Consider the following 17,851-nt stretch of genomic DNA (forward strand, 5'->3'; position numbering starts at 1 on the left):
CGCCGGGCTTCGGCCCGGTCTTTCCTGCGCCAAGCAACGGCGCACCGTGGCGGGAAGTCTAGGAGGGCGGGCTCAGCCGCGTCGAGACCCGTGTCTCGCGCCCCTGCCGGATCACGGTCAAATTCACTTGATCGCCGACGTGCATCAGCCCGATGCGGCTGCGCAGCGCCGCCGCACTGTCGACGCTGTGCCCGTTGACCCCGGTGATCACGTCGCCGACCGCCAGGGGGGCGTCCGCGGCGGCGGAGCCGGGACGGACGTCGGTGACCACCGCGCCGCGATAGACGTCGAGGTCGAGCTCGGCGATCAGTTCCTGGTCGATGTCGGTCACCACGATGCCCAGCTGGCCGCGTTCGACGGTGCCGGCGTCGATCAGCTGCGACACCACGTTGGCGGCGATGTTGCTGGGAATCGCGAAGCCGATGCCGATGTTGCCGCCGGTGCGCGAAAGGATCGCCGAATTGATGCCGATCAGGTCGCCGCGCGAATTGACCAGCGCACCGCCGGAATTGCCCGGGTTGATCGGTGCGTCGGTCTGGATGAAATCCTCATAGCCGTCGCGGATCAGCCCGGCCCGGCCCAACCCGCTGACGATGCCGTTCGACACCGACTGGCCCAGTCCGAACGGGTTGCCGATGGCGAAGGCGTAGTCGCCGACGCGCACCTCGTCGGAATCGGCGAAGGGCAGCGCCTGCAGGCTGCCGGCGTCGATCTGCAGCACCGCCAGGTCGGTCTGCGGGTCGGCGCCGATCGGGACGGCGTCGAATACGCGCCCGTCCTTCAGCGTCACCCAGATGTGGTCGGCCCCGGCCACCACATGGGCGTTGGTCACCACATAGCCGGCGCCGGCGTCGAAGATCACGCCGGAGCCGACGCTCATCTCGCGCTGCTCCGGCAGGTCGTCGGGGATGCCGAAGAAGCGGCGCACCTGCGGGTCCTGCAGCACCGGCGGCAGCTCGGCCTCGGTCACCGCCTCGACGGAGATGTTGACCACCGCCGGCGTCACCCGCTCCAGCATCGGCGCCAGCGTCAGGATCGCCTCGCGCGGGCCCGGGCTCGCCGGTTCGCCTGCGGCGCGCTGTTGCGGCGCGGTCTGGCAGGCTGCCGCCAACGCCGCGGCCAGCAGCGCACCGAAACGGGCCGCCGCGGCCAGCGGACGGCGGAACCTGGCCTCGCCGTTCGCCGGTTGCAGTTCGTTGTGCGCCATCGTCACCGCGCCTCCCGTTACCCGGAACCACGCGCCGCCGGGCAGAATCGCCGTTCAACGTATTCATTGGCGGGCGCCGTTCAAGCGTGGAGAATTCGCAAGCTGCGCCCGGCGCCCTTCCGGGCGATGATTGCAGCCAGCGCCGCCGTCCGCCATTGTCGCGCCCCAATTGCGTGACACGGTCGCAGCTGGGAGACTGAAAGGCAGCATGGACATGAGCGAACCTCAGGCGAGCGGGCGCGCGCGCGCCCTCGGCCTCGCGGGTGCGGCCGCGCTGGCCGCCGCCGCACTGACGCATCCCGCCCTTGCCGACACGGCCACCGGCTGGATCGCGTTCGACAACGGCGACTACGACACCGCCTATCAGATGTTCCTGCCGGAAGCGCAGGCGGGCGACGCCGATGCGCAATACGGCCTGGCGCTGCTGTTGTCCGACGGCCTGGGCGTGATCCAGGACCGCGCCGCGGCGGTGCAGTGGCTCGAGCAGTCGGCGTTGCAGGGCAACGACCAGGCGATGGTCAACCTCGGCTACCACATCGACCTCGGCCTCGGCCACCCGCGCGACCTCGATCTCGCCGAGTACTGGTATGCGCAGGCCGCCCAGTACGGCAACCTGATGGCGCGCAACAACCTCGCCTATATCTGGGCGCTCGACCGCCGCAACCTGGAAGAGGCGCTGTCCACCATGCAGGACGTGGTGCGCCAGGTACCGGAGGAGTCGAGCTACCTCGACACCCTCGGCTGGGTCTACTACCAGATGGGCCGGTTCGCCGAGGCGGTCGACCCGATCTGCGAGGCGGTGACGCTGGAGCCGGGGCATCCGGAATTGCGCATCCACCTCGGCGACGTCTACTGGCAGCTCGGCCGCAGCTTCGACGCCCAGTTCCAGTGGAACCGCGGCATGCTGCTGCTGCAGGAGCCCGAGGCGCTGAGCGAGACCGGCCTCGATTTCGCCGAGGGGCTGGGCGCGGAGATGGCGGCGGAACTCTACCAGCGTCTCAACGAGGGACTGCCCTATATCGAGGGCGGGCCCGGCGCCGCCGGCGAGGAAGGCGACCTGCCGGTCTCGCTGCCGGACGAGTGCAGCGTGCCGACGGTCTGAGCCTGCTACAGCCAGCGTGCGGCCGAGAACGGCGCCAGGTCGAACTCGGGCGCCGCGCCGGCGATCGCCGCGGCGACGGCCCGGCCGGTCGCAGGCCCGGTGCTGAAGCCGATATGGCCGTGCCCGAAGGCGAGCCATAGCCCGGGCCGTCCGGGCGCGGGCCCGATGACAGGCAGGGAGTCGGGGAACGACGGCCGGGCTCCGCGCCAGACGTCGCCGTCCGCCAGGGCCCGCTGCTCCATCGGAAAGGTCGCATGCGCCACCGGCAGCACGCGCGCCAGTTGGCGCGGCGTCGACGGTGCGTCGCGGCGGGCTAGCTCGGTGCCGCTGGTGATGCGGATGCCGGCGTCCATCGGCGCCAGCACATAGCCGCTTTCCGCGTCGAACACCGGCCGGCCCAGCACCGCATTGCCGAGCGGCCGCCGATGGGTGTGATAGCCGCGCTCGACCCCGAGCGGCAGCCGCAGGCCCAGCGGCCGCAACAGGTCGGCCGACCAGGGGCCCAACGCCACCACCACACGGTCGGCCACGAGCGTCGGCCCGTCGGTGGCGACGCGCCAGCCGTCGCCCGCCGGTAACAGCGCCTGCACTGTGAAACGCAGGCCGGTGCCGCCGCGGGCCAGGTACAGCCGATGATATGCCGCGCACAGCGCGCCGGGGTCGCTGACGGAGGCGCTGCCGACCGCGAGCACCGCGTGACGGAAAACCGGCGCCAGATGCGGCTCGATGGCGGCGACATCGGCGGCGTCGAGCAGGTCCATGGCCACTCCGTGCGCGGCCAGGATCGCGCGCGCCGGCGCGTCCGCGGCGAACCGCGCCGCGGTGCGGTAGGCGGTGAGATAGCCGTTGCGGCGTAACAGGCCGCCGGCGCCGGCCTCCGCGATCAGGTCCTCGTGGGCGGCCAGGGCTGCGGCGCACAGCGTGTTCAGCGGCGCCGCGTTGCGGGTCATGGTCCGGGCGTCGGCGCAGGCCAGGAACCGCCGCAGCCACGGCAGCAGTGCCGGCAGCGCGGCATGATCGACCCGCACCGCCGGGTCGCGGTTGAGCAGGTAGCGCCAGGCCTTGCGCCGTACGCCGGGGGTTGCCACCGGCAGGATCGAGCCGCGGCCGATCACCCCGGCATTGCCGAACGAGGTCTCGCCGCCGGGCGGGCCGCGATCGACCAGGGTGACGGCAAAGCCGCGCCGCTGCAGGTGGATCGCGGTCGCGAGCCCAACCATGCCGGCGCCGAGCACCGCGATGCTTGCGCCCGCCCGCGCGGGATTGACTGCTGCCATGATGCTGATCGACTGTCCGGAACGAAGCTGCGCCGGCTGCGAGCGCAGCGGAGGCCGCCCGACGTGTCAAGCCCCGCAACCGGCCCGTCCGTCCCTGCCGGCCCGCCGCGGCTGGGCGTGGTGATGCTCGACACGCGCTTCCCGCGGCTTCCTGGCGATATCGGCAATCCCGCCACCTTTCCCGGCATCGCCGTCGACTATCGGCGGGTGCCGCACGCCACGGTGGCCCGGGCGGTCGTCGCGGAAGCGCCGGACGCCGGGCTGGCCGATGCGATCGTCGCGGCGGCGGCCGACCTGCACGCGGCCGGTGCCGACCTGATCGCGACGTCGTGCGGTTTCCTGGGCATCTTGCAGGCGCGCCTGGAAGCCGCGGTGCTGTGCCCGGTGATTGCCTCGGCGCTGGTCCGGCTGCCGGCGATCCGGCGGTCGGTCGGCGCCGACGCGACCATCGGCATCCTGACCTTCGATGCCCGCAAGCTGGGGGCGCACCATTTCGGCGTCGAGGCCGGCCCGGTGGCCGTCCGCGGCATCGAGGCCGGCACGTGCCTGCACCCGGCAATCGCCGGGGACCGGACGTGGTTCGACCCCGATGCAGCCCGCGCCGACGCGGTGGCTGCCGCGGAATCGCTGAAGGCAGCCGCACCGGACATGGCCGCGGCCGTGCTCGAATGCACCAACCTTGTACCCTACAGGGATGCGATAGCCCTGACGTTGGGCGTGCCGTTGTTCGACATCACGGCCATGATCGACGCGGACCTGACTGTGGAGCAGCGGGGCACTTCGTCTCGGCACGGCCCGGAACTGCCGGAATCGGTGGCGCCGGGGATGGCGATTCGCTAAGACTGCCGCGTCGGACAAGGCGGGTGCATGAGCCCCCGGGGTCGCCCCGATGCACCTAGGTTGACTAGGCACACCAGTTCCTGAAGGAAACCGAATGATGCGTTGCGTGTTAGCTGCCGCCACGGTCGCGGCGACTCTGTCTTGCGGCATGGCCTTGGCCCAGGAAACCAGCCTGGGCTGGTACGACACCTGGGAGGCCACCACCTTTCCCTGGAGCGAGGGCTCCATGAACTGCTCTGTCGACAGCAGCGCGGAGAACCGCCCGCAGGAGGGCGCCTGGGTGTTCGTGTTCCCGGGCTATCTGCAGTTCTCGCCCAACGGCGGCGTGCCGCAGGGCGGGGTCGGCAGCGTGGTGGTCGACGGGTCGACCACGTTCGACATGTATACGGTCGACGGGCAGGTCGGCTATGTCGCCGATGAGGACGACATCGCGCTGCTGCAGGCGATGGCCAATGGCCAGAGCATGACCATCGCGATCTGGCCGCAGAACAGGCCGAATGCCGCCGACGAGTACGTCTATCCGCTGGCCGGGTTCCGCGAGGGCTATCTGCGGATCGCGCAGGAATGCCAGTTCGACCCGGCGGACGTACTGGACGCCGCCTTCGCGCCGGAACCCGAGCCGCAGGGTGTGCCGGGGCGCCACACCAATCCCGAACCGCAGGCCCAGGACGAGCCGGAGACGCCGTCGACCACGGGCGGCAGCTCGCTGTTCGGCAACAAGGGCAAGTAGGACCCGGTGCGAAACCGGCGGCGTCCGCGGCCGGCGGGCGCCGCCGTCAGCCGGCGCGACCGGCCAGCGCCAACGCGGCCTCGAGGCCGAGGTGCAGGCTGGTCAGCGGCGGCCTGCCCCCGCAGAGCGCGGCGGCCGGCGCCATCGAGCATTGCGCCAGCGCGACGACGTCGAAGCGCGCCGCCGCATCGTCGGCTGCATCGGCGATCGAGCGCGCATAGGCGTGCGTGTCGCCGCGCATGAACAGGTCCCAGGCCCGCGGCACCGGCTCCAGCGTCACCGTCGCGCCGGTCGCGGCCGCCGCCTCGGCGAACAGGCGCGCGGTGGCATCGCGCGTGGTCGGTGCGGCATAGAGCACGCCGACGCGTCCGCCGTCGGCGACCGCGGCATTCGCCAGCGCCCGATCGATCCGCAACACCGGCAGGTTCGCCAGGTCGTCTGCTGCGGGGCCGAGCGTCGAGCAGGTCAGCACCACCGCGTCCGATATGTCCGCCAGCGCGCGCAGCGCCGCCTTCGTCTCGGCCCGGACCGGCGCGGTCAGGCCTGCGCCAGTCAGCGCACGGTCGCGCAGGTCGTCGCGCACCACGTGGCGGCGGCGCAGCGGTCGGTCGCCGATCAGCGCCTCGAACAGGTCGGCGTTGGAGCGCGCCGTGTGCAGGAAAGCCAGCCGGTCGCGCATGCGGTCTAGAAGTCGACCGTGACCGCGGGCTCCACCTTCGCGGTGCGGGCGACGATCCGGCCGCGGCGGATCACCGCCAGCCGGGCCGGGTTCCTGCGCAGCGCGTGGAACCGGCTTTCGGCTTGCAGCAGCACCAGGTCGGCTGCCTTGCCCGGCGCCAGGCCGTAGTCGTCCAGGTGCATGATCTTCGCCGGGTTGACCGTCACCGCGTCGAAGCAGGCATCCATCTCGTCGACCGCGGTCATCTGGCCGACGTGCAGGCCCATGTGCGCCACCGACAGCATGTCGGCGTTGCCCAGGCTGTACCACGGGTCCATGCAGCAGTCCTGCCCGAAGCCGACGGTGACGCCGGCGGCCATCAGCTCGGGCACCCGGGTCATGCCGCGGCGTTTGGGATAGGTGTCGTGCCGGCCCTGGATGGTGATGTTGATCAGCGGGTTGGCGATGGCCGAGACCTGCGCCTCCGCCATCAGCGGGATCAGCTTGGAGACGTAGTAGTTGTCCATCGAGTGCATCGAGGTCAGGTGCGAGCCGTTGGCCCGGCCCTGCAGGCCCAGCCGCTGCGTCTCGTAAGCCAGCGTCTCGATGTGGCGCGAGTTGGGGTCGTCGGTCTCGTCGCAGTGCATGTCGACCAGCAGGCCGCGCTCGGCCGCGATCTCGCACAGCCGCGCCACCGAACGCCGGCCGTCCTCCATCGTCCGCTCGAAATGCGGGATGCCGCCGACGACGTCGACCCCCATGTCCAGCGCGCGGACCAGGTTGGCCTCGGCGTCCGGCGAACGGTAAAGCCCGTCCTGCGGGAAGGCGACCAGCTGCAGGTCGATGAACGGGGCCACCTTGCGGCGCACCTCCAGCAGCGCCTCGACCGCAATCAGCCGGTCGTCGCACACGTCGACATGGGTGCGGATGGCGAGCAGGCCCTGGCTCACCGCCAGCCGGCAATAGTCCAGCGCGCGCTCGGCCACCGCCTCGACGGTCAGGTGCGGCTTGAGCTCGCCCCACAGCGCGATGCCCTCCAGCAGCGTGCCGGACTTGTTGCGCCGCGGCATGCCGAGCGTCAGGGTGGCGTCCATGTGGAAATGGGCGTCGACGAACGGCGGCGAGACCAGGCAGCCGGTCGCGTCGATCTCGTCGGCCGCTTCCACGTCGAGATGGGGCTCGATCGCCGCGATGCGCCCGCCCTGGATGCCCACGTCGCGGCCGGCTCGGCCGTCGCTGAGGTTGGCATTGCGCAGAATCAGGTCCATCGGCGGTCCCCACGTGTTGGTTCGACCCCACGTTACCCGGTCGGCGCCGCCTTCGCCCACTGCTTTCCCTGTCGCGGCGTGTCGTGCAGTCATGTTGGGATCGGGACCGACAGGGATGGCGGGAGGACTTGGCGATGACGGGAGGGCGGATGGCGACGGCATCGACCTTGGCGCTTGCCGCGGCGCTAGTTGTACCGGCGCGTGCGCAGCCCGCCGCCGATCCGCTGGCGAATTTGCTCGCCCTGGCCTGCGCGCCGATGGCCGGCGGCGCCCAGGCCTGCACGGCGGCCGCGCCGTTGTGGAACCGGGACGACCTGGCGCTGAACGCGGTAGTCGCCGCCTTCCCCGCCGCCGGCTTCAGCCTGCGCGTGGTGCCGGTCGACGCGCGGGTCGACATGCGCGCGCTGTTCGGTGCCGGCGCCTGCACCGACGCGCCCGCGGTCATCATCGGCGGCTATTTCGGCCGCGACGAGGGCAGCGGGCCGTACCCGCTGGGGCTGACGGTCGCCGATTCGGTGGAGGCGTCGCCCTGGCTGGATTGGCGGGTCGGCGGCGCCATCGTCGTCGATGCCGACGGCGACACGGCGATCCGCTCCTGGCGCGACCTCGACGCGGACGCACGTGCCGGCCTGGCCCAGGCGCTGCAGGTCAAGCCGATCCTGGTGTCCGGCAACGCGAACGACGGCATCGCCGACCAGTCCGACCGCTGGGACCGGGTCGCGTTCGGCATCGCCGACGACGGCAGCCTGGTGCTGGTCGGCGTGTTCGGCCCGGCCGGCAGCGGCTGGGGCACCGGGCTGACCCTGAAGCAGTTCGCCGACTACATCGCCGCGATCCGTCTGCCGTCCGGCGCCGCGATCGACCGCGCCATCAACCTCGACGGCGGCCCCAGCGCGCACCTCTACCTCCGCGACGGCGACCGCTTCTGGGGCGCATTGCTGGAACGCTACGTGCCGAACGTCGTCTGTATCGTCGTGCGGTAGCTACCGCTCGCCCTTGCGGTAGGGCACCAGCAGGGCCTGGGGATAGCCGGCGCGGCGCGACATCACGATCAGCGCGACGATGCTGAGCACGTAGGGCATCATCAGGAACAGCTGGTAGGGCACGTCGGGCACGATCTGCTGCAGGCGCACCTGGAAGGCGTCGAAGGCCCCGAACAGCAGGGCGCCGAGCAACGCCTTGCCGGGCCGCCAGGAAGCGAACACCACCAGGGCGATGCAGATCCAGCCGCGGCCGGCGACCATCTCGAAGAAGAAGGCGTTGAAGGCCGACATCGTCAGGAACGCCCCGCCGACCGCCATCAGCGCGCTGCCGGCGGCGACCGCGCCCATGCGCATCGCGATCACGTCGATGCCCTGGGACTCGGCAGCGGCCGGGTTCTCGCCGACCGCGCGCACGGCCAGCCCCAGCGGGGTCCGGTACAGCACATAGGCAACCACGGCGACGGCGGCGAAGGCGAGATAGGTCAGTGGCGTCTGGTCCAGGATCGCCAGCCAGCGCCAGGCCGGGTCGGCGGTGTCCAGGTCGATGCCAAGCACCGGCTGGAACGCCTCGATCCGCGGCGGGCTGGTCACGTCGGGCAGGATCATGCGGTAGGTGAAATAGGTCAGGCTGGTCGCCATCAGGGTGACGCCGATGCCGGACACGTGCTGCGACAGCGCCAGCGGCACCGTCAGCCAGCCATGCAGCAGGCCGAAGGCGACGCCGATCAGCGCGGCGCAGCCGACACCGACCCACAGGCTGGCGCCGAAATAGACGGCGAGCCAGCCGACCATGGCGCCGGCGGTGAAAATGCCCTCGATGCCGAGGTTGAGCACGCCGGCGCGCTCGCAGACCAGCTCGCCCAGCGTGCCCAGGATCAGCGGCGTGGCGATGCGCACCGCCGCCGCCCAGAAGCTGGCAGAAACCAGGATGTCGAGCGCGGCTTCCATCAGCCGGCCTGCCCGAAGCGCAGCCGGAACCGGGTGAACAGGCCGGCGATCAGCATGGTCAGCAGCGCGCTGGCGACGACGAAGTTGGCCAGGTAGCTCGATACGCTGAGCTCCCGGCTCATCGAATCGGCGCCGACGAACACGGCGGACAGGAACAGCGCCGACAGCACGACGCCCAGCGGGCTGAGCTGCGCCAGCATCGCCACCACGATGCCGGTGTAGCCGAAGCCGGGCGACAGGTCGCTGGTGACATAGCCCTTCGAACCCGCCACCTCGACCGCGCCGGCCAGACCGGCCAGCGCGCCGGAGAAGGCGCCGACGGTCAGCATGGTCCGCCAGACCGGGATGCCGGCGAAGGCGGCCGCGCGCGGGTTCAGGCCGACCGCTCGAACCCGGTAGCCCCACACCGTATGGGCGATGGCAAGCCAGGTCAGCACGGCGATCACCAGCCCGATCAGCAGGCCGACATGCAGCCGCGTGCGCGGCACCAGCTTGGGCAGCACGCCGGCGTCGGCGACCGGGATGGTCTGCGGCCAGCCCATGCCCATCGGGTCCTGCATCGGCCCTTCCAGCATCCAGCCGAGGAACAGCAGGACGACGAAGTTCATCAGCAGGGTGGTGACCACCTCGTCGACGCCGAGGTTGAGCTTCAGAATCGTCGGTCCCAGCATCATCAGCGCGCCGGCGACCGCGCCGGCGATCAGAGTGGCCGGGATCATGAACCAGCCCGCGGCACCCAGCGAGTCCGGGTCCATCTCCGCGAACGGGTCGGCCGGCGCCACCGCCATCGACACCGCGATGGCGGCGAGCGCGCCCATGTAGAGCTGGCCCTCGGCGCCGATGTTCCACAGCTTGGCGCGGAAGGCGACTGCGGCGGCCAGCCCGGTCAGGATCAGCGGCGCGGCACGGGTCAGAGTCTCCGTCAGCGCCAGGCTGTTGCCGACGGAGCCCTCGATCATCAGGCCGAAGGCGCGGCCGATGTCGGCGCCGGCCCAGGCCAGCGGCACCGCGGCCACGACCAGCGCGGCGAAGGCGGCGGCGACCGGCGCCAGCACGGTCAGCGCCAGCGGCGCCTGGTCCCTCGGCTCAAGCCGCATCGGCTGCCCCGTCGCCGCGGCCGGCCATCATCAGGCCCAGCGCCGTGCGCGTGAGCGTCTCGGTGGCGCGCGCCGCGGTCAGCCTGCCGCGGTAGATCACGGCGATCCGGTCCGACAGCTGCATCAGCTCGTCGAGGTCCTCGGAGATCAGCAGCACCGCGCCGCCCCGCGCTCGCGCCGCCAACAGCTGGCCGTGGACGTAGGCGACCGCGCCGACGTCCAGCCCCCGCGTCGGCTGGTTGGCCAGCACCAGCCGCGGCGACACCGCCATCACCCGGCCCAGGATCAGCTTCTGCATGTTGCCGCCGGACAGCAGGCCGGTGCGCACATGCGGGCCGGGGCAGCGGATGTCGTAGTCGACGATCAGCCGGTCGGCGTGGCGCAGCGCCTCGCGCCGGCGCAGGATGCCCAGCCGGCCGAAACGCGGCTGGGCGTGCTGCTCGATGATCGCGTTCTCCCACAGCGTCATGTCGGCGATGGCGCCGTCGCGATGCCGGTCCTCCGGTATCCGGCCGACGCCCGCCCGGGTGGTCGCGCCGGGCCGGCCGACCGGAGCGGGCGCGCCGTTCAGGCGCACGCTGCCGGCCGCCGGCCTGCCCAGACCGCTGACCAGCTCCGACAGCGCCGCCTGGCCGTTGCCGGATACGCCGGCAATGCCGACGATCTCGCCGCCGTGGACGGTCAGCGTGGCGTCTTCCAGGGCGGTGCGGCCGTCGCCGGAGCGCAGGCTGACACGCTCGATCTCCAGCACCGGCGCCTGCGGCGGCTGCGGCGTCCGCTTCGGTTCGGCGACCGCCTCGCCGACCATCAGGCCGGCAAGGCGCGGCGCATCGGCCTCGCGCGTCGGCGTCTCGGCGACTACGCGGCCGCGCCGCATAACCATCACCCGGTCGCTGATCGCCAGCACCTCGCCCAGCTTGTGGGAGATGAAGATGACCGCCAGGCCGTCGGCGAGCAGCCGGCGCAGGATGGCGAACAGCTGGTCGGCCTCCTGCGGGGTCAGCACCGCGGTCGGCTCGTCGAGGATCAGGATGCGGGCATCGCGATAGAGCGCCTTCAGGATCTCCACCCGCTGCCGCTCGCCGACCGACAGCCGCGCCACCGGCACGTCGAGGTCGACGGTCAGGCCCGAGCCCTCCATCAGGCCCTGCAGCTTCGCGCGCGCCGCCCGGACCGCCCGGCGGGCGCGCCACAGCGGCTCCGAGCCGAGCGTGATGTTGTCGAAGGCGCTCAGATTGTCGGCCAGGGTGAAGTGCTGGTGGACCATGCCGATGCCGGCCTCCAGCGCCGCGGCCGGCGAGCCGGCGCGCAGCGGTACCAGCGTGCCGTCGGCCGCGGCATAGTCCACGGTTCCGATGTCGGCCACATAGTGGCCGAACAGGATGCTCATCAGCGTGGTCTTGCCGGCGCCGTTCTCGCCCAGCAGCGCCAGCACCTCGCCCCGGTGCAGGACCAGGTCGATGGCGTCGTTGGCGATCACCGGGCCGAAGCGCTTGCTGACGCCGGTCAGTCGCAGGACGACGGCGGCGGCGCCGCCCACCGGCATAATCACCTCAGCACGTCATCCCCGGGTCTGTCCCGGGGATCTCCCGCCGGGGCTGCGTGCCCGGAAGGGGACGCCCGGCACGGGGCCGGGCACGACGTGTGAGCACTGGAGGCCGCGCCGCCATCGCCGCACCGGGCCTTGCGGGCGGACCCTAGCCGCGCTCGGCGCAGGTGCCGGACTTCGGGGCGGAGTCGTTGACGTTGACCCGGAACAGTCCGTCCATGATGTCCTGCTGGGTCGCCTGCATCGCGCCGGCGACGTCGGCCGGGACCAGGCCATCGTCGTACACGATCGAGCCGCCGCCATAGGCCATGTAGCTGTACTGGCCGTAGTCGGCCGGCTCGAAGCTGCCGCCGGCCACCGCGGCGATCGCCCTGTCCGCCGTCGGCTCGAAGTGCCACAGCGCGCTGGCCAGCACCGTGCCGGGATATTCCGCAGCGGTGTCGATCACGTTGCCGATCGCCAGCACGCCGCGCTCCTTGGCCGCGTCGGACACGCCGTAGCGCTCGGCGTACATCAGGTCGGCGCCGGCATCGATCATGGCGAAGGCGGCCTCCTTCGCCTTCGGCGGGTCGTACCAGCTGCCGATGAAGGTCACCAGATACTCGATGTCCGGGTTGACCGAGCAGGCGCCGTCGAGAAAGGCGTGCATCAGCCGGTTGACCTCCGGGATCGGATAGCCGCCGACCATGCCGATCTTGTTCGACTGGGTCATCGCGCCGGCGATCATCCCGGTCAGATAGGACGGCTCGTGGATCCAGTTGTCGAACACGGCGAAATTCTCGCCGCTGGGCCCGAAGCTGGAGCCCATCAGGAAGGCGGTGTCGGGATAGTCGGCCGCGACGGTGCGGGCCGCGCGTTCCCACGAGAATGCCTCGCCGACGATCAGGTCGGCGCCGCCCTCGGCATATTCGCGCACCACGCGCTCGTTGTCGGTCTGGGCGACGTTCTCGGCCCATTCGTAGGTGATCTCGCCGCGCGCCTCGGCCTCCTGCATCGCCTTGTGGATGCGGCTGACCCACTGCTGCTCGACCGGCACCGTGTAGATCGCGGCGACGTGGATCGGGTCCTGGGCCTGTGCCACGGCCGCGGTCAGTGTCAGCGCGGTGCCGGCGGCGAGAATCAGTCTCATGGTCATTCGGAAGCTCCCTCTGGTTGCCGTTGTGTTTGGTTCGTTCGCGGTCGGGCGCGGCCGGCCGATCTGCTCCGCCTGGCCGCTCAGTGGCGCACGCTCTCGGCCGAGAAGTCGACCGTGCGGGTGTCGTTGCCGAGCGTCACCGATGCGACGCGCGGTTCGCTGCGCGCGATGGTGCGGCCGGCGCGGACAACGCGCAGCCGGGTCGCCTTCAGCCGCACCGCCTCCATCGGCGTCGCCGCCTGCAGCACCACCATGTCGGCGCGGCAGCCGGGCTCCAGCCCGTAGCCGTCCAGGCTCAGCGCCCGTGCGCCGCCATAGGTGATGCCGTCGAACACCTGCGCCTTGCGCCGCTCGCTGAGCAGGCGCCCGAAATGGATCGCCATGTGGGCGACGTCGAGCATGTCCTCCTTGCCGAAGGCGTACCACGGGTCCATCACGCAGTCCTGGCCGAAGCCGATGTTGACGCCGGCGTCCCACAGCTCGGCCACCCGCGTCATCGTCTTCAGGCAGGTGGCGCTGGTCATCGGGCTGACGATCACATTGAGGCCGGCATCGGCGATCTGCGCGATCAGCTTGGCCGCGTAGTTGTCGTGGAACATGGTCAGCGAGGTGCAGTGGCTGGCGCTGGCGCGCGAGCCCAGCTTCAGCCGCCTGGTCTGCCAGGTCAGCGCCTCGATCTGGCGCGACTGCGGGTCCAGCGTCTGGTCGGTGTGCATGTCGACCAGCAGGCCCCTGTCGACCGCGAGCTCGGCCAGCTCCCGCACCGACTCGTTGCCGAGGCCGGCGGTCAGCTCGAAGTCCGGAATGCCGCCGACCGCGTCCATCCCCATGTCGACCGCGCGGCGCAGCAGGTCGACCCCGCCGTCGTAGCGGTAGTACCCGTCCTGCGGGAAGGCGACCAGCTGCAGGTCGATATAGGGGCGCATCGCGTCGCGCACCTCGATCAGCGCCTCGACCTGGGCGAGCCGCGGGTCGCAGGTGTCGACATGGGCGCGGATTGCGAGCGTGCCCTGGGCGATCGCCCAGTGGCAATAGTCGATGGCGCGGCGCTTGTAGTCGTCGGGGGTCAGCGTCGCCTTCAGGTCGGCCCACAGGTCGATGCCCTCGTACAGCTCGCCGCTTTCGTTGATCCGCGGGTTGCCGTGGGTCAGCACGGCGTCGAGGTGGAGGTGGCAGTCGACGAAGGGCGGCACGACCAGGCGCCCGGCGGCGTCGATCTCGTCCGCAGCTTCGGCCGCGATGCGCGGCGCGACCTCGACGATCCGGCCGTCCTTGCAGCCGATGTCGATGCCGGTGCGGCCGTCCTGCAGATTGGCGCCGCGAACGATCGTGTCGAGCATGGTGCCAGCGTCCCCCGTCTCGCCCTGCCTCCAGATTGTCAGCAATCCCGGCAGCGAACAAATGCGAATTTCGGGCCAAACCTCGGGTCGCGGCGCGACGCCGGCCCGGCGCCTGGGGCTGGGCAACGCCGCGCGGTTGGTGCAGTGTCGTAGCCATGCTGCGCACCACGACCATCCGCGCCCTGATCCTGGCCGTCACCTTCCTCGGCGTCACCACCTTCGCCTTCTCGATCATTCACCTGATCCCGGGCGACCCGGTGATGTTGATGGCCGGCGAACGCGGCCTGAACCCCGAGCGCCATGCCGAGATGATGGCCCGCTACGGCTTCGACCGGCCGCTGGTCGAGCAGTATTTCCGCTTCATCGGCCTGGTGCTGCAGGGCGACCTCGGCACCTCGATCAAGACCCGGCAGCCGGTGTTGTCCGAGTTCTTCGAGCTGTTCCCGGCAACGGTCGAGCTGTCGGTGTTCGCCATCGGCCTCGCGGTCGTCGTCGGCATCCCGATCGGCGTGCTTGCCGCGGTGCGGCGCGGTTCCTTCCTGGACCACACCACGATGGGCGCGGCATTGACCGGCTATTCCATGCCGATCTTCTGGTGGGCGCTGCTGCTGATGTGGCTGTTCTCGGTGACCTGGGGGCTGACGCCGGTGTCCAGCCGCATCGACGTGCTCTACTGGGTGGAGCCGGTGACCGGCTTCCTGCTGATCGACAGCCTGCTCGCCGGCGACACCGACGCCTTCTGGTCGGCGGCGCATCACCTGGTGCTGCCGTCGATCGTGCTCGGCACCATTCCGCTGGCGGTGATCGCGCGGATGACCCGCTCGTCGATGCTGGAGGTGCTGAACGAGGACTATGTGCGCACCGCGCGCGCCAAGGGCCTCGGCCCCGGCCGTGTGGTCGGCCTGCACGCGCTGCGCAACGCGCTGATCCCGGTGGTCACGGTGATCGGCCTGCAGGTCAGCGTGCTGCTGACCGGGGCGATTCTGACCGAGACCATCTTCGCCTGGCCCGGCATCGGCAAGTGGATGGTGGAGGCGATCGGGCGCCGCGACTATCCGGTGGTGCAGGGCGGCATCCTGCTGATCGCGGTGACGGTGATTCTGGTCAACCTTGCCGTCGACATTCTCTATGGGGTGATCAACCCGCGGGTGCGGCGCAGCTGAGCGGCCGGCCGCCGGGGCGCCCGCGCCGGGCTCCAACGTAATCCACCGATTTTTCGCCGGTGCCGGCCACTCTGCGCTTGCGGCGCGATTCCGCGTTCCATAGGTTGCTCAGTGTAGTGCCCGCGTCGCGTCGTCCCACTACATGTCGCGTTGCACCGCTACATCTTGTTGCCGGGCGTGGCCGCACGCCTTACCGGCCGGACGAAGGCAAGGAGGGTTCCAGACGATGGGGACAATCGCCGAGTTCGCAACCGAATCCATGCCCAACCCGATAGACCTGGTCGAGGAGCTGGTCGCCGCCAATGAATGGCCGCACCACCGCCAGGGCGACGACGAACTGGCGATCGAGGTGACCGGCCAGTGGTGCGACTACCGGATCTACTTCGGCTGGTGCGACGAACTCAGCGTGATGCAGTTCAGCGCGGCATTCGACATGAAGGTGCCGAAGGCGCGCAGGGCCGCGGTGCACGAGCTGCTGTCCATCGTCAACGAGCGGCTGTGGATCGGCCATTTCGACGCCAGCGACGAGGACGGCATGGTGCTGTTCCGCCATGCGATCCTGCTGCGCGGCGCCAAGGGACCGAGCGCGGAGCAGGTCGAGGACCTGATCGATATCGCGCTGGTCGAGTGCGAGCGCTTCTACCCGGCCTTCCAGTTCGTCATCTGGGGCGGCAAGGACCCGAAGGCGGCGATCGAGGCCTCGCTGCTGGAGACGGTCGGCGAGGCCTGACCGGCGCCCCTTGCCGGACCGCCCGATTCGCGCCACGCTGCCGGCATGACCGACGCATCGCTTGAGTCCGCCCGCATCCTGCTGGTCGGTTGCGGCAAGATGGGCGGCGCCCTGCTGCGCGGCTGGCTTGACCGCGGCCTGCGCCCCGCCCACGCCTGTGTGGTCGAGCCGGCGCGCGACGCGCTGGCCTGGGCCGTGCAGGCTGGCGTCCGCTGCGTCGACGACCGCGCCGCGATACCCGTCGCTTTCCGGCCCGACATCGTGGTGTTCGCGGTCAAGCCGCAGGCGATGGCGACTGTGGCGCCTGCCTATGCCGACATCGTAGCCGGCGGGGCGGGCGCGCTGTCCATCGCCGCCGGCACCCGGATCGCGACGTTCGAAGGCTATTTCGGCGCCGACGCGCCGGTGCTGCGCGCCATGCCGAACACGCCGGCGGCGATCGGCCACGGCATGAGCGTGCTGGTCGCCAATGCCGCCGTCGACGGCCCGCGCCGCGCGCTGGCCGAGGCGCTGATGGCCGCCGTGGGCCAGGTCGCCTGGGTCGACGACGAGGGGTTGATGGACGCGGTCACCGCGGTGTCCGGCAGCGGCCCGGCCTATGTGTTCCTGCTGATCGAGACGCTGGCCGCGGCCGGCGAGGCGGTCGGGCTGGCGCCGGCGCTCGCCGCCCAGCTCGCCCGCGTCACCGTGGCCGGCGCCGGGGCGCTGGCCGAGCGGGCGGTCGAGCCGGCGGACCAGCTGCGCCGCAACGTCACCAGTCCCGGCGGCACCACCGCGGCTGCGCTGGGTGTGCTGATGCGCGACGGCGACGGCATGGCCGCGCTGCTGCGCGAGGCGGTCGAGGCGGCGACGCGGCGCGGCCGGGAACTGGGCGGGTGACCGACCCGGAGGCGCTGGCCGGCAGCGCGGCGCGCGTGCAGGCGGTGCTCGACGCCGCCGGCGGCGACCACAAGGTGGTACGCTTCGCCGACACCACGCGCACCGCCGAGGAGGCGGCCGCGGCAATCGGCACCACGGTCGCCCAGATCGCCAAGTCGCTGGTTTTCCGCGCCAAGGCCAGCGACCGGCCGGTGCTGGTCGTCGCCAGCGGCGTGAACCGGGTGGACGAGAAGGCGGTGTCCGCCCTGCTCGGCGAGCCGGTCGGCCGGGCCGACGCCGACTTCGTGCGGGCGCGCACCGGCTTCGCCATCGGCGGGTGCCGCCGGTCGGCCACCTGACGCCGCCGGTGACGCTGATCGACCGCGACCTGATGGCATTCGACGAGATCTGGGCCGCGGCCGGCACGCCCAACGCCGTGTTCCGGCTGAAGCCGACGGCGCTGGTCGCGCTGACCGGCGGCACCGTGGCCGACGTGGCCAAGAGACCATGACCGAGCTTGCGCCGGTCTGCGGCGTCGGTGTGGTGGTGATCAAGGGCGACGATGTGCTGCTGATCCGGCGCGGCAAGCCGCCGAACAAGGGCAGCTGGTCGCTGCCCGGCGGCCGCCAGGACTGGGGCGAGACGGTGCGCGAGACCGCCGTGCGCGAGGTGCGCGAGGAGACCGGCGTCGAGATCGAGCTGGTCGACCTGATCGACGTGTTCGACGGCATCGGCCGCGGCCCCGACGGCGCGATCACCTATCACTTCACGCTGGTCGATTTCGTCGCCCGCTGGACCGCGGGCGAGCCGGTGGCCGGCGACGACGCGGCGGCGGCGGCATGGATCGCGCGCGACGGCCTGCCGGCGCTGGGCCTGTGGTCGGAGACCGTCCGCGCCATCGACCTGGCCTTCGCCCGGCTGCAGCGGACCTGACCGCCCGGCCGCTGCGGCACCTTCGCCGTTGCC

The 17,851-nt window shown here is 71.4% G+C and carries 17 protein-coding genes and 1 pseudogene; 9 read left to right on the top strand and 9 right to left on the bottom strand.

Annotation, left to right across the window (positions count from 1 at the left end):
• Positions 1-58: 58 nt before the first annotated feature.
• The gene (locus tag R3F55_14460; GenBank protein ID MEZ5668613.1) at positions 59-1,207 is read right to left on the bottom strand and encodes a trypsin-like peptidase domain-containing protein; all 1,149 of its coding nucleotides are present in this window, start codon (positions 1,205-1,207) and stop codon (positions 59-61) included.
• 214 nt (positions 1,208-1,421) lie between these two features.
• On the opposite strand from R3F55_14460, the gene R3F55_14465 reads away from it, so the two are divergent.
• A complete protein-coding gene (locus R3F55_14465) occupies positions 1,422-2,309 on the top strand; it encodes a hypothetical protein (GenBank protein MEZ5668614.1) in 888 nt (295 codons plus the stop codon).
• 5 nt (positions 2,310-2,314) lie between these two features.
• On the opposite strand, the gene R3F55_14470 is transcribed toward R3F55_14465, so the two are convergent.
• Entirely contained in the window at positions 2,315-3,529 is a 1,215-nt protein-coding gene (locus R3F55_14470) for an FAD-binding oxidoreductase (GenBank protein ID MEZ5668615.1), read from the bottom strand.
• Between R3F55_14470 and R3F55_14475 the strand changes: the two genes are divergently transcribed.
• Positions 3,503-4,426, top strand: coding sequence for an aspartate/glutamate racemase family protein (locus R3F55_14475; protein ID MEZ5668616.1), 924 nt, complete (start codon positions 3,503-3,505; stop codon positions 4,424-4,426). The genes R3F55_14470 and R3F55_14475 overlap by 27 nt on opposite strands.
• A gap of 154 nt (positions 4,427-4,580) precedes the next feature.
• Positions 4,581-5,156 carry a hypothetical protein gene (locus R3F55_14480; GenBank protein MEZ5668617.1) on the top strand — a complete coding sequence of 192 codons (576 nt, stop codon included), beginning with the start codon at positions 4,581-4,583 and terminating at the stop codon, positions 5,154-5,156.
• Between the two features lie 46 nt (positions 5,157-5,202).
• Here the strand turns inward: R3F55_14480 and R3F55_14485 are convergent, their stop codons facing one another.
• Together R3F55_14485 and R3F55_14490 are read right to left on the bottom strand one after the other, a co-directional pair.
• Positions 5,203-5,835 carry an Asp/Glu racemase gene (locus tag R3F55_14485; protein ID MEZ5668618.1) on the bottom strand — a complete coding sequence of 211 codons (633 nt, stop codon included), beginning with the start codon at positions 5,833-5,835 and terminating at the stop codon, positions 5,203-5,205.
• Positions 5,836-5,840: 5 nt separating this feature from the next.
• Complete coding sequence (locus tag R3F55_14490; GenBank protein ID MEZ5668619.1) at positions 5,841-7,082, bottom strand: amidohydrolase family protein; 1,242 nt, start codon at positions 7,080-7,082, stop codon at positions 5,841-5,843.
• Between the two features lie 149 nt (positions 7,083-7,231).
• Here R3F55_14490 and R3F55_14495 point away from each other — a divergent pair, with 149 nt between their 5' ends.
• Positions 7,232-8,065 carry a phosphodiester glycosidase family protein gene (locus R3F55_14495; protein ID MEZ5668620.1) on the top strand — a complete coding sequence of 278 codons (834 nt, stop codon included), beginning with the start codon at positions 7,232-7,234 and terminating at the stop codon, positions 8,063-8,065.
• Here the strand turns inward: R3F55_14495 and R3F55_14500 are convergent, their stop codons facing one another.
• The 5 genes from R3F55_14500 to R3F55_14520 form a co-directional block, all read right to left on the bottom strand.
• Positions 8,066-9,013, bottom strand: coding sequence for an ABC transporter permease (locus tag R3F55_14500; GenBank protein ID MEZ5668621.1), 948 nt, complete (start codon positions 9,011-9,013; stop codon positions 8,066-8,068).
• The gene (locus R3F55_14505) at positions 9,013-10,110 is read right to left on the bottom strand and encodes an ABC transporter permease (protein MEZ5668622.1); all 1,098 of its coding nucleotides are present in this window, start codon (positions 10,108-10,110) and stop codon (positions 9,013-9,015) included. The genes R3F55_14500 and R3F55_14505 overlap by 1 nt, the downstream gene beginning before the upstream one ends.
• Positions 10,100-11,656 (bottom strand): ABC transporter ATP-binding protein, encoded by a 1,557-nt coding sequence (locus R3F55_14510; protein MEZ5668623.1) that lies wholly within the window; start codon positions 11,654-11,656, stop codon positions 10,100-10,102. Before R3F55_14510 ends, R3F55_14505 begins: the two co-directional genes overlap by 11 nt.
• Before the next feature lie 151 nt (positions 11,657-11,807).
• Positions 11,808-12,788, bottom strand: coding sequence for a BMP family protein (locus R3F55_14515; GenBank protein MEZ5668624.1), 981 nt, complete (start codon positions 12,786-12,788; stop codon positions 11,808-11,810).
• A gap of 86 nt (positions 12,789-12,874) precedes the next feature.
• Complete coding sequence (locus tag R3F55_14520) at positions 12,875-14,134, bottom strand: cytosine deaminase (protein ID MEZ5668625.1); 1,260 nt, start codon at positions 14,132-14,134, stop codon at positions 12,875-12,877.
• 155 nt (positions 14,135-14,289) lie between these two features.
• Between R3F55_14520 and R3F55_14525 the strand changes: the two genes are divergently transcribed.
• The 5 genes and pseudogenes from R3F55_14525 to R3F55_14545 all read left to right on the top strand — a co-directional run bounded on the left by R3F55_14525 (position 14,290) and on the right by R3F55_14545 (position 17,818).
• Positions 14,290-15,297, top strand: a complete 1,008-nt coding sequence (locus tag R3F55_14525) for an ABC transporter permease subunit (protein MEZ5668626.1) — start codon at positions 14,290-14,292, stop codon at positions 15,295-15,297.
• A gap of 226 nt (positions 15,298-15,523) precedes the next feature.
• Positions 15,524-16,027 (top strand): YbjN domain-containing protein, encoded by a 504-nt coding sequence (locus R3F55_14530; GenBank protein ID MEZ5668627.1) that lies wholly within the window; start codon positions 15,524-15,526, stop codon positions 16,025-16,027.
• 45 nt (positions 16,028-16,072) lie between these two features.
• Positions 16,073-16,906 (top strand): pyrroline-5-carboxylate reductase, encoded by an 834-nt coding sequence (gene proC, locus R3F55_14535; GenBank protein ID MEZ5668628.1) that lies wholly within the window; start codon positions 16,073-16,075, stop codon positions 16,904-16,906.
• A 44-nt stretch (positions 16,907-16,950) separates the two neighbouring features.
• Positions 16,951-17,396 (top strand): annotated as a pseudogene (locus R3F55_14540) (YbaK/EbsC family protein).
• Complete coding sequence (locus R3F55_14545) at positions 17,393-17,818, top strand: NUDIX hydrolase (GenBank protein ID MEZ5668629.1); 426 nt, start codon at positions 17,393-17,395, stop codon at positions 17,816-17,818. Before R3F55_14540 ends, R3F55_14545 begins: the two are co-directional and overlap by 4 nt.
• Positions 17,819-17,851 lie beyond the last annotated feature (33 nt).

It is taken from the genome of Alphaproteobacteria bacterium (assembly GCA_041396705.1).
Lineage (GTDB): Bacteria > Pseudomonadota > Alphaproteobacteria > CALKHQ01 > CALKHQ01 > CALKHQ01.

Coding starts and splice junctions, on each gene's coding strand:
- R3F55_14460 (MEZ5668613.1), bottom strand. CDS start 1,207: ATGGCGCACAACGAACTGCAACCGGCGAACGGCGAGGCCAGGTTCCGC.
- R3F55_14465 (MEZ5668614.1), top strand. CDS start 1,422: ATGAGCGAACCTCAGGCGAGCGGGCGCGCGCGCGCCCTCGGCCTCGCG.
- R3F55_14470 (MEZ5668615.1), bottom strand. CDS start 3,529: ATGGTTGGGCTCGCGACCGCGATCCACCTGCAGCGGCGCGGCTTTGCC.
- R3F55_14485 (MEZ5668618.1), bottom strand. CDS start 5,835: ATGCGCGACCGGCTGGCTTTCCTGCACACGGCGCGCTCCAACGCCGAC.
- R3F55_14490 (MEZ5668619.1), bottom strand. CDS start 7,082: ATGGACCTGATTCTGCGCAATGCCAACCTCAGCGACGGCCGAGCCGGC.
- R3F55_14495 (MEZ5668620.1), top strand. CDS start 7,232: ATGGCGACGGCATCGACCTTGGCGCTTGCCGCGGCGCTAGTTGTACCG.
- R3F55_14500 (MEZ5668621.1), bottom strand. CDS start 9,013: ATGGAAGCCGCGCTCGACATCCTGGTTTCTGCCAGCTTCTGGGCGGCG.
- R3F55_14505 (MEZ5668622.1), bottom strand. CDS start 10,110: ATGCGGCTTGAGCCGAGGGACCAGGCGCCGCTGGCGCTGACCGTGCTG.
- R3F55_14510 (MEZ5668623.1), bottom strand. CDS start 11,656: ATGCCGGTGGGCGGCGCCGCCGCCGTCGTCCTGCGACTGACCGGCGTC.
- R3F55_14515 (MEZ5668624.1), bottom strand. CDS start 12,788: ATGAGACTGATTCTCGCCGCCGGCACCGCGCTGACACTGACCGCGGCC.
- R3F55_14520 (MEZ5668625.1), bottom strand. CDS start 14,134: ATGCTCGACACGATCGTTCGCGGCGCCAATCTGCAGGACGGCCGCACC.
- R3F55_14525 (MEZ5668626.1), top strand. CDS start 14,290: ATGCTGCGCACCACGACCATCCGCGCCCTGATCCTGGCCGTCACCTTC.
- R3F55_14530 (MEZ5668627.1), top strand. CDS start 15,524: ATGGGGACAATCGCCGAGTTCGCAACCGAATCCATGCCCAACCCGATA.
- proC (MEZ5668628.1), top strand. CDS start 16,073: ATGACCGACGCATCGCTTGAGTCCGCCCGCATCCTGCTGGTCGGTTGC.
- R3F55_14545 (MEZ5668629.1), top strand. CDS start 17,393: ATGACCGAGCTTGCGCCGGTCTGCGGCGTCGGTGTGGTGGTGATCAAG.